Origin of the sequence: Danxiaibacter flavus, from assembly GCF_041060425.1 — a bacterium.
GTDB lineage: Bacteria > Bacteroidota > Bacteroidia > Chitinophagales > Chitinophagaceae > Danxiaibacter > Danxiaibacter flavus.
In genome coordinates this window covers 92,127-109,130 of the sequence record NZ_JAULBC010000009.1, presented here as the reverse complement: position 1 = coordinate 109,130, position 17,004 = coordinate 92,127, and the positions used below count along the sequence as shown (strand labels likewise).

The 17,004-nt window shown below is 41.6% G+C and carries 12 protein-coding genes; 3 read left to right on the top strand and 9 right to left on the bottom strand.

Annotation, left to right across the window (positions count from 1 at the left end; all coding sequences use genetic code 11):
• Nucleotides 1-10 precede the first annotated feature (10 nt).
• The 6 genes from QTN47_RS24035 to QTN47_RS24010 form a co-directional block, all read right to left on the bottom strand.
• Nucleotides 11-841, bottom strand: a complete 831-nt coding sequence (locus QTN47_RS24035; RefSeq protein ID WP_369331991.1) for an endonuclease/exonuclease/phosphatase family protein — start codon at nucleotides 839-841, stop codon at nucleotides 11-13.
• A gap of 59 nt (nucleotides 842-900) precedes the next feature.
• Nucleotides 901-2,079 (bottom strand): Sb-PDE family phosphodiesterase, encoded by a 1,179-nt coding sequence (locus QTN47_RS24030; RefSeq protein WP_369331990.1) that lies wholly within the window; start codon nucleotides 2,077-2,079, stop codon nucleotides 901-903.
• Nucleotides 2,080-2,237: 158 nt separating this feature from the next.
• Nucleotides 2,238-3,983, bottom strand: coding sequence for a RagB/SusD family nutrient uptake outer membrane protein (locus QTN47_RS24025; protein ID WP_369331989.1), 1,746 nt, complete (start codon nucleotides 3,981-3,983; stop codon nucleotides 2,238-2,240).
• Nucleotides 3,984-4,043: 60 nt separating this feature from the next.
• The gene (locus tag QTN47_RS24020; RefSeq protein WP_369331988.1) at nucleotides 4,044-7,280 is read right to left on the bottom strand and encodes a SusC/RagA family TonB-linked outer membrane protein; all 3,237 of its coding nucleotides are present in this window, start codon (nucleotides 7,278-7,280) and stop codon (nucleotides 4,044-4,046) included.
• Nucleotides 7,281-7,368: 88 nt separating this feature from the next.
• Complete coding sequence (locus QTN47_RS24015; RefSeq protein WP_369331987.1) at nucleotides 7,369-8,409, bottom strand: FecR family protein; 1,041 nt, start codon at nucleotides 8,407-8,409, stop codon at nucleotides 7,369-7,371.
• 243 nt (nucleotides 8,410-8,652) lie between these two features.
• Nucleotides 8,653-9,171, bottom strand: coding sequence for an RNA polymerase sigma factor (locus QTN47_RS24010; RefSeq protein ID WP_369331986.1), 519 nt, complete (start codon nucleotides 9,169-9,171; stop codon nucleotides 8,653-8,655).
• Between the two features lie 412 nt (nucleotides 9,172-9,583).
• Here QTN47_RS24010 and QTN47_RS24005 point away from each other — a divergent pair, with 412 nt between their 5' ends.
• A complete protein-coding gene (locus QTN47_RS24005) occupies nucleotides 9,584-10,771 on the top strand; it encodes an IS4 family transposase (RefSeq protein ID WP_369332075.1) in 1,188 nt (395 codons plus the stop codon).
• Between the two features lie 135 nt (nucleotides 10,772-10,906).
• Here QTN47_RS24005 and QTN47_RS24000 read toward each other — a convergent pair whose 3' ends face one another.
• Nucleotides 10,907-12,184, bottom strand: a complete 1,278-nt coding sequence (locus QTN47_RS24000; protein WP_369331985.1) for an alpha/beta hydrolase family protein — start codon at nucleotides 12,182-12,184, stop codon at nucleotides 10,907-10,909.
• A gap of 301 nt (nucleotides 12,185-12,485) precedes the next feature.
• Between QTN47_RS24000 and QTN47_RS23995 the strand changes: the two genes are divergently transcribed.
• Both QTN47_RS23995 and QTN47_RS23990 read left to right on the top strand, forming a co-directional pair.
• The gene (locus QTN47_RS23995) at nucleotides 12,486-13,124 is read left to right on the top strand and encodes a DUF2306 domain-containing protein (protein ID WP_369331984.1); all 639 of its coding nucleotides are present in this window, start codon (nucleotides 12,486-12,488) and stop codon (nucleotides 13,122-13,124) included.
• Between the two features lie 171 nt (nucleotides 13,125-13,295).
• Nucleotides 13,296-14,285, top strand: coding sequence for an FAD:protein FMN transferase (locus QTN47_RS23990; protein WP_369331983.1), 990 nt, complete (start codon nucleotides 13,296-13,298; stop codon nucleotides 14,283-14,285).
• Between the two features lie 15 nt (nucleotides 14,286-14,300).
• On the opposite strand, the gene QTN47_RS23985 is transcribed toward QTN47_RS23990, so the two are convergent.
• On the bottom strand, nucleotides 14,301-16,496 hold the full coding sequence (locus tag QTN47_RS23985; protein ID WP_369331982.1) for a PepSY domain-containing protein: 2,196 nt from the start codon (nucleotides 16,494-16,496) through the stop codon (nucleotides 14,301-14,303).
• Between the two features lie 8 nt (nucleotides 16,497-16,504).
• On the bottom strand, nucleotides 16,505-16,999 hold the full coding sequence (locus QTN47_RS23980; RefSeq protein ID WP_369331981.1) for a DUF2271 domain-containing protein: 495 nt from the start codon (nucleotides 16,997-16,999) through the stop codon (nucleotides 16,505-16,507).
• Nucleotides 17,000-17,004: the final 5 nt, after the last annotated feature.

Sequence of the window (17,004 nt, the reverse complement as noted above, 5' to 3'; positions counted from 1 at the left end):
GTCGCACCGGTTAAAACCCAATCGTTGCCACCACCGGCAAATGATCTGATGCATATTGTTCATCAATCACCTTGTGCGATGTTACCTTCAATTTATCGTCACCGCGGAATGCGATGAAATCAATTGTTTTCTTTGGATTGATTTGGGGAATGGTGTTGCCACAACCGGTTACACATGTGCGGGTAAAATGTTGATCAAGAATTTTTACGACCTCGCTTTCCGGCGTTGCATTAAAATCGCCACCGATGATAATTGGCCCGTTCAATTTTGACAGGCTGTCAACAATTACACGGATCTGCGCCAACCTATTCTGATCATCTTTCTGTGCATCGAGATGTGTGGATGCAAACAACATTGTTTTATTGTCTGAAATCCTTGCTTCGGCCACTGCCAGAACGCGAGGCTCGCCTTTTGTGCCGGGTAATGTAGGCAAGGAAATTGTACGGCCGTCCAATAGTGGAAATTTGGACAGAACAGCGACACCATACAATCCACCGTCGTAATCGATCGCTTTGGCAAAATAGAAATTCATGCCTGTTTGAGACGCCAGTTGTGCAGCTTCATTCAAACCACTTCTTTTGGTATTCACGTCAATCTCTTGCAACGCTACAAAATCAGGATGTTGCTCTTTAATTACTTTAGCAACAGCAGCCACATCTATATAGCCGTTTTTTGAGGGCGGATTCGCGTGATGAATGTTATAAGTCATTACACGCAATTCGTTCCTTCCGGATGAAGATGCTGCCAAATGTTGTTTTTTACTACAGCCGGATGAGGCCAGCACCACAGCAAACAACCCAATAAAAGCGCTTTTCAAAAAAGGATCTGCCTGTCGAATCATGATATACAATTTTACTTTTAGCAATACCTTAATTACAGTTACCTGTAATTCCTTTCCAATTATTTTTTCTTCTCGTCTAAGATAAGATCAAAACTTGTATGCAAAGGCTCATCCGGTGAAACAAGTATATTATTGACATCCATCTTAAGTTTTGTAGAAACCGGAGAAGAGAACATCGCCTTCAGGATAAAAGTAGTCGTATCATGTGGCGTTAACACAGCCTGCCCCAAGGGAAATCCTTCTATATTAAAATCTGTGCTGGCTTTGACGCGATATGGAATATCTGACTTATTAAAGATCCGCAACATAGCAATAGGCTCTCCGTTACGAACCTTTGCCTCTGTTTTTACATTTAAAGACGCTTTGAAAAATGCCTCGGCTTCTTTTTCACGGGCAATGATGTATTCACCAAAATACAGGGCAGTTCTTTTTTGTTCTAGTGCTTCCTTAATTGCCGCTTCTGTCTTTTCTTTTGCAAACACCAGCGTAACTGGTCTGTGAGATTTATAGTAACGGGCATACATATCATAATGTTCATCCGTATTACACAACATGGTCAGGTTGTATTGCATGGCAATGCGGTGCGCAATAATGTTATAAACACCAGAATTAACTACTTCAACGCCTTTTAAAATTTTCTTCTCCAATAGTTCTTTGTGAAAGGCGGTAAAGATGCTTGTGTCCTTCTTATCCCACCACGAGTAGCCCGGATGATTATAGCTCACGAATGCATCCTGCTTTTGTACAGCAAGAAACGGCGCCATCAGCTCGTCGTGGGCAATGCTGTCTTTCATTACAAATTTTTTCTTCCAATCTTTCATATACGGAGATGGTATTATGTTGGCATCGGAAAGAAAGAGCGCATTGTTATGATAAGGAGGCACCCTTGGAGATATTTCGGCACCTCTGACGATCAGCAATCCGCTTTTAGCAGCAGACGCTCTCGCAATCTCATAAGAGCGATTGTAGTTTCTTGTAATTTCATCGGGATGGCCTTCATAGTCAATATGCTCAGTCAGCGAAATAGCATCAAGCCCATCCTGCTGCGCTTCATTTACACGAAAACTTGGCCACACATGTCCGTCTGAGAATACGGTATGCATGTGAAAATCACACTTCAGTGTATAATAACCGGGAACATCGGGCAGGTTCATTTTACGGGAATGCTCTTCTTCCTGTGCATTTAACTGCAAGCTTATAGCCAACACGCCAAGGCCAGCAACAATAGATTTTATCATGAGAGAATTTTTAAGCTATGGACTGTCTGCTATCTGCATTCAACCCTGGCTAATGGGAAATTATTAAGGAAAAACTACGAAACCGCACCTGCGTACTTCGTACTTCATCATTCGTACTTAAAAAAGGCATGGCTTTTTGCCATGCCTTGCACCAACAGTTATTCCCATCCGGGATTTTGTACTAAATTAGGATTGAGAATAATTTCGTTATAAGGAATAGGATAGAGATACTTTTTGTCTTCGTATTTCTTGGTGATATTGCTTAACCAGATCAGGTTGCCTTTATCACCTTGTGACAATTTAGAAGTATTGTTATCCAACTGAAAATATACGACGCCGCTTACTTTGTCGGCCGGAACTTTATCCACAAAGCAAACATCATATTTCCCATCTCCGTTCAAATCCAGCAACTGGCCTTTTGCAGGAACATAGATCCCGTCATATACTCTTTCCAACAATTTACCGGCTTTCCATCTTCTCAGATCATCATAGCGGTTGCCTTCGCAAGCCAGCTCCACACCTCTTTCCCTTCTGATTTCCATAATAACCGGGCTTGAGATATCAGAGAAGAAGTTTGCTTTCATGTAAGCATCTACGTCAACAGGCAGTCCGTTATTTTTCACTCCTGCACGTGTACGCAGTGCACCTGCTGTGTTGTTCCAATCATCGGCCGTAAATGTGCCCAACTCTGCTTTTGCCTCCGCATAGTTCAGCAATACTTCTGCATAACGTATAATGGGAATTGAGTTGTAGCTTTCTGTCCTGGTATCAAAATACTTGTCATCCAGCGAGAACTTCTGGATCTGGTAGCCAGAGTAGGTTACAGTAAAATCAGGAGGAGCCGGAGATCCATCAGTTCTTTTATAATCACCCATACGGATGGTCTGTTGTAAACGCTTATCCCTGTTCTTTACTTCATCCTGGAACTGCAAAGTATCGTAACCACTTTTGTTGGTAAATGCAGTACCATCTGACGCCAGATATGTATTTACAAAACTCTTGGAGAGACCCAGACGATTACCCAAAGTTGCACTGTTGTACCACCATGCTGCATCATGCCATTTTTTCAAAGAGTTATTGTATACTGCTGCAAGGATCACTTCGGCAGAAACAGGATTCTCACTAATAAACAGGCTACGATAATCTTTCTCCGTTGCCCCCGAACTCTGTAATTTGTACTGACCACTTTTCATCAATTGAGATGCAGCATCCGCAGCTTCCTGCAAGAACTTATCAGCTGAAGAACTCAATTTTGCCTCAGGATGGTATTTGCGGAATGTGCCTTCAAACAAACAGATCCTGCTTTTATATGCCAGTGCTACCCATTTGGTGACCTGCGTTGCAGAATTATCCTTTGTATCATAAATGTTGGCCACAGCAAAATTCAGATCAGCCAACACTGAATCCATTACAACTGCACGTGAATCTCGGGCTTTGTATAACGCTGAATCGTCTACTGCTAAAGCATGGCTGTACCAGGGCACATCGCCGAACTGTTTTACCATGTTGTAGTAAAAGTATGCGCGAAAGAAGTGAGCGATTCCTCCATAGTGATTTCTCGCTTTGGTTGAGATCGAAGGATTATCATAATGGTCAAGGAAATAGTTTACGTTACGCAGGTTATCCCAGGTCCAACCTGTTGCTTCTATCGGCGTTACTCTTCCCGCAACATAAGCAGGAACTGTATTGGGCACTGTGATATCAGCCATTACGTCACCTTTATAGATCGCAGGGCCATCAGGCAACATTTGTGTATAAAAGGAATTGATATAGAGCTGTAAATTATTCTCAGTAGAAAAAGCCTGGTCCGGAGTGAGTTTATCCAACGGTGTTTTATCCAGGAATTTTGTACATGATGTGCCTGCCATTAAAACGAGCAGGGCTGTTATTATTCGTTGTTTCATTTGATGATTTTTATCTGTGGTTAGAGACTTCGTTTCAATTTGTTTCCTGTTATTTTTCCACTAGAAGCTAAGATTCACACCGATGGTATAGCTTTTCTGCATTGGATAAGAGAAACCATCACCACCGCCAGAGTTAATCTCAGGATCAGAACCTTCAATCACTTCAGGATCGAAGTTCTTCGTGATCTTGTACATAGGTGAGTATGTCCAAAGATTCTGACCTGTAACATAAATCCTGAACATAGTCATGTGCATGCGTTTCAATACAGATTGAGGAAGAGAGTAACCAATGGTTAATGTTTTCAACCTGATATAGCTTGCATTCTGCAGATAGCGTGTTTGTGCCACAGCAAGTTCACGGGTACCGGACAATGCTGTATAGCCACGATAACGGGGGAAATATGCATTTTGATCAGGCTTCTCTTCTGACCAACGATTCAGGTTAAATGTTGGCAGGAATGAGTATGGCCTGTTAGACTGTCCCCAGAAATAAGCAGCCTCAGTTGAAGGATACCAGTCCCTCTGTCCTACACCCTGGAAGAAAAATGACAATGAGAAATTATTCCAGTCAACACCACCAGTAATACCATACGGGAAACGGATTGATGAATTACCGATCACACGCATATCACCCGGGTCAGTTACTGTATTCTTTCCGTTATTTACTTTGCCATCTCCATTTCTATCAGCAAACTTGATGTCACCGGGCAATAGTTTGTTGTTGTTTGACACAACGAAATAACTCTGATCTGCGTGTTTTGCAATCTCTTCTGAAGAATTAAAGAAGCCTTCTGTTTCAAAGCCCCAGATATCCCCTACGCGTTGCCCTTCATAATAGGTAGACAACAGTTTATTGGGGTTATAAAACTTAGTGATCGTAGCAACGTTGTCAGCAAGTGTAACACGCAAGCTATAAGTTAACGGTTTGCGCATTTGTATTCTGTCCGTCCAGTTCAATGTCAGCTCCCAACCTTTTGTAACCATATCAGCATAGTTGCCTTTAGGTACTGCTGCACCAAAAACAGCAGGTAAAGGTTGTCCGGCAGTGATCATACCAGTTGTTTTACGTTGATAGATATCAGCACTAAGTGACAACCTGCGCTGTAATACTTCGATATCCAAACCACCATTGAGTGTTGTTGACTTTTCCCAGGTAAGACCATTTGGCAACACGCCTGGCTTTTGAATGTACGCGGGGAATACGCCGTTAACAATCGTTCCGCTTGTCGAGGCGCCGATGGTTTCAATGAACGAGTAAGGAGCAATGTTACCATTACCGAGTGAACCGTAAGACCCACGTAATTTCAGGTTATCCAACCATCCGCGGGTAGACTGCATAAATGATTCTTCTGAAATTTTCCATCCTGCTGAAGCAGAGGGAAAGAAGCCGAAACGCTGGCTTTCCGGGAATTTGGAAGAGCCATCATAACGTCCGTTCAATTCAAACAGGTAACGGTTTTTAAAAGAATAGTTCGCCCTGTAGAACAAACCAACTGTTGACCATTCTGTACCACCACCGGTAAGTTTATAGTTTAAACCGCTGGCCAGGTTAAAGTCTGGTAAATTATCAACCAGCAAACCATCGCGTTGAGCAAAATTGTTTTTAATCTGATCGTATTCAAGATTCCAACCACCAATTACTTTAATAGTATGATTACCGAACGACTGTACGTAATCACCATACAAGTTGGCAACATAATAGTTTTCGTTATTCGTGCCATTAGACAGATAATTCAGACCTGAAGTAATGGTCTCATTTGGCTTGATGCTATAAGGCACCGTGAAGAACTTACGTTGCTCTGTTGTGTTTGTGAAGAGATAAGAGAAGTCGCCTTTGATGGTAAACTTGTTTTTAATAACGTTAGCAGTAAAGCCCAGCGTGTTACGAATAAAATTCTGCCTGGCTTCTGAATAACTTTTACCATAGTAGAAATCACCGATGGAATAAGCACCAACGATAGACATGGTTCCATCAGGGTTCAACATTGGCGACACGGGGAACGCTGTAACCGCCATCAATCTCCACACAGCGTTAACACCGCCTACTGAAGTCAATGGATAACGGTAGTTGTAGCTGCTAAAGTCTGTGTTACTATTTAATGTAAGCCAGTCGTTCACTTTAGCACTTCCTTTTACACGCAGGTTATAGCGGTTGAAGTTGTCGCTGTTATAACGGAAGATCCCATCCTGGTGGTAATAACGTCCGCTAACAAGGTAACTCACCTTGTCGCTTCCGCCGCCCACGCTGATGGCATGTTCAGTAGAAGGATTGTTGTCCTTATACAGTTCTTTGAACCAATCAGTATTTGCAAAATATTGATATTTTCCTGTTTGCGGATCGATCGTTGTTTGCGGCAAAGAAGGATTATCATTGTGGGCTTTCAGTGAATCGAGATATGCCAATGAAAATCCTAGCTGAGAGTTGATTGTTTGCGGATGAGACAAATAATCGTTCCATGAATAAAAAGCTTCATCGAAGTTCTTTGCCCATTCGTAACCATTAGATACAAGATCTGGTGTTGTTGTACGCTCATTAATAGAATAGTTACCGCTATAAGTAACCTGCATCTTGTCTTTTTTAGGAGAACGTGTAGTAATCAATACCACGCCGTACGCACCTCTTGCACCATAGATGGCCGCCGATGATGCATCCTTCAAAACTGACACGCTCTCTACGTCATTAGGATTTAAAGTAGCAGGATCACCGGGAACACCATCAATCAACACCAGTGCACTACCGCCAGAGCCGATAGAAGTAGCACCGCGAACATTGTATGTTGCACTACGTGTAGGCTTACCATCCGTCATTTTAATATTCAGGTTGGCAACAGCACCCTGCAAGCCGCGCGTAATATTAGGCATTGGCCTGTCTTCAAAATATTCGGCACCGATCTGATCAACGGCACCGGTTGTGTTTACTTTCTTCTGGGTTCCGTAACCTGTAACAACAACCTGTGTAAGACTGTCATTACCTTTCTTTAACTGCACAATAAGGTTAAGCGTTGAACCCTGCTTTACTTCATAATCATTCAATTCATGTGCCTGGTAGCCGACATAAGAGAAGGAAAATGAATAGTGTGCTGATTGTGGAAGTCCGGCGAACTTAAAATAACCTTTTGCATTAGTTGTCGTAATGCTTTTGTTACCGCCTGTATTGCCCTGCCGTGCAACAACGGTAACGCCTTCCAATAATTCACCCTGTTCGCTTTTTACAATACCCGTTACAGACAGGGGCTGCGTCTGGGCAAAAGACCACATGCTCACGCATAAGAGCATGACGGTTAGCCAATGTTTCATAATTGTTCTGTTTGGTTCTTGAGTTAGTTAGGACAATACATTGCCCTCTCCCTTCCCAGGAGTTTTTGCTATAGTAATAAATACATGATTACTCTTTTGTTATGAAGTAGGTCGTTTCGTTTTTAGAGAGATTGAGGTTATTTAGTAACGTTATCTGTTCTAGTATTGATGTAATAGTTTCTTTTGAACTGAATGTTGCTGTCACACTTATGCCCGCCAGTTCTCTTTCATTGAATTGAATCGATGCATGATATTCTTTCTCTAATTTCATCAGCACCAATGGTAAGGCCATCTTAACTACACTGAAGCCCCCCCTGGTGGCAACTATCGATCCTCCGTTTGGCACGCTACTTTGCGTTCTTTTTTTTATTTCAGGAATAATCTTCCTGTTTTTTACTGTTGCGAATCCATCCTGAACCATTACCTCCTCTCCCGGATTTAGTACCGCAAGAAGCTTTTTGCCCAAACTATCAATATGCTCAATTTTCACCTTTCCATTAAACAACCTAACGGTCATGGCTTTATGCGCGTTGCCCGAAACAACTTTAAAAGCTGTTCCTAATGCAGTTGTTGTATACGCGCCACTCTTCACCACAAAAGGTTTTTGTTTATTATGAGCTACAAAAAAGTCAGCTTCCCCGGTCATCTCTATGCGCCTGTCTTTTTGATTATAAACCGTATCCAACTGCAGCGTTGCATTACTATAAAGAAGCACTCTTGTACTGTCTGCCAACCAAACGGTTTTCGTGGTGTTTGTTTGATTTTGGTAGAACAGTGGATTCCCTTTCACAATGTTTCCCGCAATATTAACCGGCGATGCGTTATTTGCAGTTCTGTACCAGAACATACCAGCAACAATGATCAATAAAGAAGCTGCTACTGCGCCAGCCATTCTTACTAGCCTTCTCACTCTGGCGCGATGAACTGTTTGCTGATGAATAAACAATTTCATCCTGTTACTTACAGATTCTTCCAACTCTCGTCCTTCATATACCTCCGGACCCTCCTTTTCAAGCAGCACCTTTGCTATCTCCGGATTGCGTGACAGGTATTGCCGAACGTATTCAGCCTCCTGCTCACTGCAGGTATTTTGTAAGAAGCGGTCTAGTGCTTGTCTGGTAAGTATCATGTTACTCTTCTGTATGTACTACGATGAAAAAATGGGGAACCCTTACGGGTAACAATTTGGTAACAATAGTCAATGGTCAATAGTGAATGGTGAAAGATGCAGGCAGCTGGAGAATTTGCCTACACGTTTATGATCTCATTTGATATTCTTTGCTTTATGCTCGCTTCTGGTAAGGCATCGAATCAGCGTATGATGATGCACATTTGACTATTGACTATTGACCATTCACTATTTCACCATTCACTAAAAAATATTCAACGCCTTTCTCAACTGCTTTATCGCCTTGTGTATCTGCGATTCGACAGTTTTGACGGAGAGGGATAACTGGTCGGCAATTTCCTGGTAAGTGAAGCCTTCAATACGACTCATGCGAAAGACCTTGCGACGACCGGGTGGTAAATGCTCGATAGCCTTATCGATGCGATGTTCCAGATCGAAGTCTGTTATGGTAACGGACGGCTCCTTTGTGTTGGCATCAGCGAGATATTCAACACGCAGCGCAGTTTGCTTTTGTTGCTTGCGGAAATGATCTATCATGCAGCTTTTGGCCACACTAAATAGTTGCTGGGAAAAAGTATATTGTAAGGATAAGCCTGCTCTCCCCTGCCATATTTTGATGAATGTCTGCTGAACAAGATCTTCTGCATCTTCAGCACAACCGGTATATTTTATAAAGAAATAATACAACGGTTTGTGATGCTCATCAAACAGCCGGTTGAACACAGACTGGTCACTTTGTGTAAGTGCTTCAATGTCACTCATGGTTGCTCTCGGGTAAAATTCCGCGCAAAAATCCAGCTTTTATACGTTAGGGTTGTATTATGTTAGGGTTAAGAAAATTTGTTCAATTGAAAGTTGAAAATGAATGTGCGAATGTGCAGATGTGCGAATGTGCGAATAAATCCCGTGTTTCAGTGCTCAGTGGCTATTAAACCACGTTAAATAAATCTACAATTGCCGTCTTTGAAATCTATAATAGTTACACAGAGGAATACAGGAGTAGACACGGAGAACCACAGAGATTTCCCTTCATTATCAATTTTCAACTTTCAATCACTATTGTCCGACTAAAATCTCTCAAAAAATAAAAAAAAGGCAGCCCATCAAGAGCCGCCTCGATTAGTTAAGTTTGAGTTACCACACAAAAACTTTAACTAATGAGCGAAGTTAGAAAATTTGTCGGACAGCCGATTTATCTCAGATATTAGATTTGATTCCAGCGTCATTAATTAATGCAGCCGGAAAGAAGCATAGGTCTAACAGATACTATAAAAAGCTGCCTTTGCGTGTACATTTAGTAAGCTTGTTGTATGGTGTATATAGCTATTGCAATGGTTTGCGGGAGCTTTGTGAGGGGCTGCTGGGATGTGAAGGCAAACTGTCGCATTTAGGGTTAGATCACGCTCCGGCACGTAGCACATTATCAAACGCGAATACGAATCGGCATTATCAGGTCTTTGAGACTATTTATCAGCAATTGCTCAAGCGTTACCATAGTTTTATCTCGGACAGCCGGTTAAAGGGATTAAGCATTCGGAATCTGAAAATTATTGATAGCACTACTATTCAATTATTTAGTGATATGCTTCAGGGGGCAGGCCGCAATCCAAAAGACGGATCGCGTAAAAAAGGAGGCATCAAAGTGCATGCAATGATGGATGCATTTAGCGGAGTAACAGAGTTTGCAAGAATTACCGAAGCAAAGGAAAATGACCGTAAATTTCTATATGATTTGAAATTACGGCCCAAAAGCTGGTTGGTATTTGATAAAGGCTATAATGTACATCTTCTATATGCAAAATGGACGGAGTTGCAGATATGGTTTGTTACACGCATGAGGGAAAACGCAGATTTTCATGTGACAAAAGTTTTAAAGGACGTAACAAAGAGAAAGAAGGCTAAAGGCGTGCTTAAAGAACAATACATTACGGTAGCAGTTAAGGAGGTAAATAAGAATTTGGGTCGTTTAAAGCTAAGGCGTATCATTTACAAAACAGACGAAGGGAAGGAGTATGTATTCGTTACTAATAATTTTACTGCAAAAGCTGAACAGATTGCAGCAATCTATAAAAACCGCTGGCTGATTGAATTACTCTTTAAACAGTTAAAGCAGAACTTTCCGTTGCGGTATTTTTGGGGCGAAAGTCCTAATGCCATCAAAATGCAGGTATACTGTGTACTAATAGCACAACTATTGATGGTGGTTATAAGAAAGAAATCTGCAACAAAGAAATCTTTCGCTAATATGATTACCGTTATAAGATTACATTTAACCAGTTATATAGATCTATTCGAATTTATTAAGGACTCTTATAAAGCATGGAGAAAAATGTACGGAACATCAATAGCTTTTTCACCATAAAAAAAAGAGGGGTGCTACCCCGCTTTTTGAATACTGTTTTTTTGCCTTGTATCCTTTGCTAGCAAAGTGTTACAGGCTATTTTATGTCGATTTTAGTCGGACAATAATGACTTTCAATTATCAATTAATCCAGCCTCATTTGAATTGTTCATTCACAAACTTAATATACTGCTGCCAGTCGAATTCGGTAACGGCGTGTTTACCTGTTCTTTCATGATAACGAATGGTATTACCAACGGAGGTATTTAGTGGCGGCATTTTATCAGTCCCTAATCCCTTCTTTCCAAACAAAGCGTAAACACTCGCCGCATTTACAGCACTCAAAAATTCTCCTTTCGGATCGGACCATTGATCATCTTCTGCACTTGCAACATACAACGGTCTCGGAGCTATTAACGACAACAGCATATGCTGATCAACAGGCATAGCGCTGGCGTTGTTGTTATAGGTCCTGTATTTCCCTACAAACCAATGCGGGAATCTTTCATTCAGATCTTTTATTGTTTCTCCATAATTCCTTCTTGCAAGCGCGGCCCCGCCTTCGCCAGATTCATTGGAGATCACCATTGCGAAACGCTGGTCAGTGGCACCGGTCCACAAGGCGGTCTTACCCAGCCGGGAATGGCCAAACAACGCCACATGTTTAGCATCTATGTTACTATCCTGTTCCAGGTAGTCCATAATACGCATAAGTCCCCAGGCCCACGCACTGATTGCGCTCCACTCAGCCGGTTGTATTTTCAGCTCATCTTTCAGTTTGGTTCTTATACCGGTTTGCCAGCCATCTTTTGTATCCACTTCTATATCTCCGTAGTATGCTGTAACTAAGCCGATACCATTTTTAATTATATTTTTCACATCCCAGCTGTTGCTAGCTATACCGCGCGTTGAATCACTTGCTGTACCATCTGCATTTTTTAACCGGGAGTCGCGTAATGGGTTCTCTGAAATAAAAATCGCCGGATCAGCTTGCACCGTTTGATTACCGTTAAAATTATAACCGACAAACACAGGAGCTTTTGTTTTACTCTTTGGCAAATACAACAGCAGATCAATAAACGCTGATGTATCGGCGGTACTTAAATAAATCCTTATCTGTTTGCGTGTGGCCAAGCCGCCAATTGCATCGCCTGTTTCGCGCACGCGGAATGTTTGGGTCAATTTTATCCGGGGAATTCTTCCGTATACATTTTCTTCAAATAAATGATAGATATAAGGGCGCTGTATGTTGTTCCAGTCATTTACATTCGTTACTTTTTTTCCATCTTGCATTTGCAAAGGGTCGGGTAGTGTATATGGTTTTACTTTCGACTCATCCACATTTGTACCTGCAGGAACCTGCGCGGAGGATTTGTGTGTGTTAAACAATATGGTGAAGAGGAAAATAAAGCAGGCAATGGTTTTGTGTTGCATGATATGCTGGTTGTATGGTTAAGTTGACAAATGATAAAGCAATGCGTTTTTAGAAAGACAATCAGTTAGCATGAATATACGTCGTTTTGACTTTTGTACAGATTAAAAATGAGTTTTGGGTTTGTGTGGCAACTGAGACACGGAAGCACAGATTTTTACCACAAAGCTCATTGAGTTATTTTCACAGAGGGCGCAGAATTGACGCTTTTACCTTTGACATTACATGATGGCGAAATCCGGCCTCTACACAAAAAATATTATTCTGTAACTTTATCCAACACCACAACCTTTAAGCTGCACTATGACACTCAGAATTTCAAAAATTGCAATTGCCATCCTTGCCACAATTGTCAGCCTTTACCCGGTTGCATATTTTATTTTCGGAACGAGATTCGGCCTGTTGCGATCTAAAAGTGATACGCTTTTGTTAAGCGCATTATACAATGTTGGATTTTACATACACATCGTTGGTGGCGGCATTGCCCTGCTCACGGGCTGGCCCCAATTTAACCGGCGTCTTCGATTGACTAGGATGCAGATTCATCGTATGCTTGGTAAAATTTATGTAACATGTGTCCTGCTTAGTTCGCTTGCAGGTATTTACATAGCAACATACGCCACAGGGGGAATGATAGCCTCTTCCGGATTTATGAGCCTCGGAGCAATTTGGTTTACAACTACCCTTATAGCATACACATCAGTGAGATCCGGCAACATTAACCTGCATCAAAAAATGATGATCTATAGTTATGCAGCTTGTTTTGCGGCGGTTACACTACGGATTTATCTTCCATTATTAACCATGTTGTTTCATGACTTCATTAAAGCTTACCTATTTGTAGCCTGGCTATGCTGGGTACCGAATATTATTATGGCTTATTTCATCGCAAAAAAAGCACAGCCATGGGTTTTGCAACAACCAGCAGTGCAAACATTATAATAATTAGCTTCTGTTACTCAGCAAATTCTGCGGCTACATCAATCCATGGCCGTTGTTACATCCACTTTCTGTTGTGTGTTTGATAAAATCGCGCAAAAGTTATTATAAAGCCATCCCACAATCCAACACTTACAATAACTTGCGCCGAATTGGTTACAACAATCGCCCGTTATGAAATATCTTCTGCCAGGTTTGTTTCTTTGCATTGTATGCACTGTCAACGCTCAGGTCTTGCGAAAAAGAACAGTGAAATTGATGGGCAGCCGCTTTGACATCTCCATCGTAGCAAACGATTCTCTATCTGCAGAACGTTATATCGACACTGTAATCGGTGAAGTCACAAGGATAGAATACCTCATATCAGATTGGAAGCCCGAAACACAGATCTCACAGGTCAACAGTAACGCCGGCATCCGGCCTGTTAAGGTGGACAAAGAAGTTTTTGACCTCGCAAAAAGAGCCATTCATTTTTCCGAAATAACAAACGGTGCTTTTGACATAAGCTTTGCAGCAATGGACAGGATATGGAAATTCGACGGATCAATGACGGAAATGCCTTCGCCCGAAGCCGTTAAAAAATCAGTGGAAAAAGTGGGCTACAAAAACATCATCCTCGATAGTATTAACTCCACTATCTTTTTAAAGCTACCGGGTATGAAAATTGGTTTTGGCGCCCTGGGTGAAGGCTACGCCGCAGATAAATGCAGGGAAATGATGATTGTCAAAGGAATTAAGGCAGGTATTGTAAATGGATCAGGTGATATGAGTACCTGGGGCAAGCAACCGAATGGTAAGGACTGGAACATTGGTATCACAAATCCGTTTCACAATGATAAGCTATTCGCAGTTGTTCCGCTGCGCGAAGGCTCTGTAACAACGTCTGGCAGCTACGAAAAATTTGTAGTATTTGACGGAAGGAGATATTCGCATATCATCAATCCTTCCACCGGCTATCCGGTAACAGGCCTTTCGAGTGTAACGGTGTTTGGGCCAGGCACAGAAACAGCCAATGGTTTTAGCACATCACTTATGGTGTTGGGCAAAGACAAAGGACTTGCGCTACTGCAACAATATCCTGATTACAGTTGCATTATGATCACCGACGATGGACAGGTTATCACTTCTAAAAATTTAAAGCTCAGGAAAAAACTGCGTTTATAGTCAGCCGAAAAAGCGTTAATAGCAATCCATCAACACCTGTTCGTGCGACTGATAAAAGCTGATGCTTTTCCCATTTTTTGCTTTGCATAATTCATCCAGAAATGCTATCACGTCGTGCTGCATTGCCAGCGATCCACATAACATCAGCACACCATTATCAGCAAGTACTTTGGCAATAAATTCCGCATCACGGACAAGTAAATCTTTTACGTACTGTTTTTTTCCTTCCCGGGAATATGCGACATGTAATCCGGCCAGTTTTTTCTCTTGCTGATTATTCTCCAGGCTTTCCTTATAAAGCCCGAAAGATGCTGCATCACGAAATCCGCAGTACAAATGACAATCCGTTTTTTTGCCATTCTGATCAATCATACCAAGGAACGGCGCAATGCCGGTACCGTTAGATATCATCACAACCTTCTTCGCTTTTTGCGGAAATTGAAAATGAGCATTGGAAATAATCTTTGCTTCGAACTCCTGCCCTTCAACAAGTCCATACAAATAGCCGGATCCTACCCCTCCTTCATGCAGCTTCACACTAAGTTGAATCAAGCTATCAATTTTTCCGATAGAATAAAATCTTTCCCTGTGATCATTTGCAGGATAAACTGCCAACAGGTCACCCGAATTAAATCTTGCAAGCCAGGATGGTTTCAGCTTAACTAAAAACGAACCGCCGTTATGTGTTAGTTCAGTTTTCTCCATTACCGTCATACGTTGCAAGCCTGCCGGTTTTTGTTGAAAATTCTCAGGCAATACGAGATCAGGTAAGCCAGCTTGTTGTGACCATGTTTCAAACCACTGTCCAAATTGCTCCGGAGACTTATCACTTACCGTATGAATCTCGAGTAACGGGGCAGCCCAGGATTGTTCCGCCAGCAGGTTGTTGGCTTCAAATGCAAAGCGGCAAAAGTCAGGGTATGCATGAGAGCCAAAACCCACCACAGAAAAATTCACATGCTTAGATTGCGGATGTTTTGAAAGAAGTGAGGCAAACTTTTTTGCATTAGCAGGTGCATCCCCCAATCCATATGTCGAAGTAAGAATAACGATATGTTCAGCCCCTGGAAAAACATTATAGCGGTTCAGATCAGTAAGAAATGAGGTCTCTCCGTTTTTTATCAATTGCTGATGCACCGCTTTTGCAAAACGCATAGTGCTGCCATTTTCAGATCCGACAAGAATAATGAAACGGCATTCTTCTGCATTGTACATATTCCTGATCTTTCCTGCAGTTCGTTTTAATGTTATTGCAAATCCGGAATAGATAAAAAAGAGAATATTACCAGCCGCTATCGCTAATATGATAGCCCAAACTGCACTTGTTCTGCCGGTGTGCAGATCAAGGCTAAAATTAGCCATTATCTCTGTAACCGGATAACGGATCTCACTAAGCAACTCCCCTGTAAATTGATTGACCACTATTTCACGATCGTTTAGCTTAAGCGTGTAATAATCTTCTGGATCATCTGAAAAAGGCCACTCAATGGATTGAACGCCCGAAAGGGGAATGTTTTTAAAGATTGCAAAAGCTTCAGCAGGAATTGCCGGCTCTGACTTTATTTCATTAAAATTGATCTTGTGCACTATTTTCTTCTCAGGAAATACATGAAACCGGGCCAATGACAAATACGTGCCCGTTAGTGCGATGATCAAAATAACGATGAGTGACAAGCGTCCCAGCACGACGTGGTAATACTGGGCAAAATTTTCTTTAACTACTCTTGAAAAAAAACGCTTAACACCGCGCTGACGCTGAATTACCAAAACCGTACCCGATATAGCGATCAACAAAAGTAAAAAAGCTGTAATACCCACAAACAGCCGGCCGGTTTCATGCAGGAAAAGAGAGCGGTGAAAATCAGTTACCCATTGAAAGAATTCATTTTTTTTAGGAACTGAAGCCAATAACTTTCCGGATTTCGGATCTACATAAACAAAAATATTTTTCCCGGCTGTATCAACACCTTTCACAAGAACAAACTGATTGGCATCAACTTTAAGCTCGGTTACTTCTGCAAAAGACTTTTTCATTGCAGGAACGACTTCCGCAACGGTGATCTTATTAAAACCAGCAGCCCTGTACGTTGGCACTTTTTCTACTACTGGCTCAAAAGCCAGCATAATGCCGGTAATTGCTGCAAGGGCTATAAAAATAAAAGAAGATACAGCCAGGGCAAAGTGGCTGTATCTCCATACAGAAATCGTCATGTTGTAAATTAATTATTGGGGCTAAACCGAACGTAGCGTATATAACCTGTTCCTTCAGTTTTTACAGATAATCCTTCGGCAGTCAATGGAACTTCAATGTCCTTTTCATTGTAAGCTTTATCTTCTACCGCTGTTTCAAATCTCAGTTTATAGCCAGCATTTATTTTCGCGTTTTCAATTTCTAATATCGTCACACTACGATCACCACTTGCCACAGAAGCACCGGTAACAGCACTTATGTTCGATGGTTTCTGTGAAAAGGCTTTATGCCATGATTTTAAGTTCTTGTACCATTTTTTGTCAGAACCCATTACATAAAGCGTTTTCTCGTATGCACCTTTGCTATCAATGAGGGACACAACTATATAAGCTCCTTCGCCCATATAGTTGGTCATTTGCACCATGCATTTATATTTTATACTCCCACCCTTTTGTCCGTATCCTGTAACAACCTGTAAGAACAACACAGCAATGATCACAACTAACTTATAAGAATTCTTCATCTATA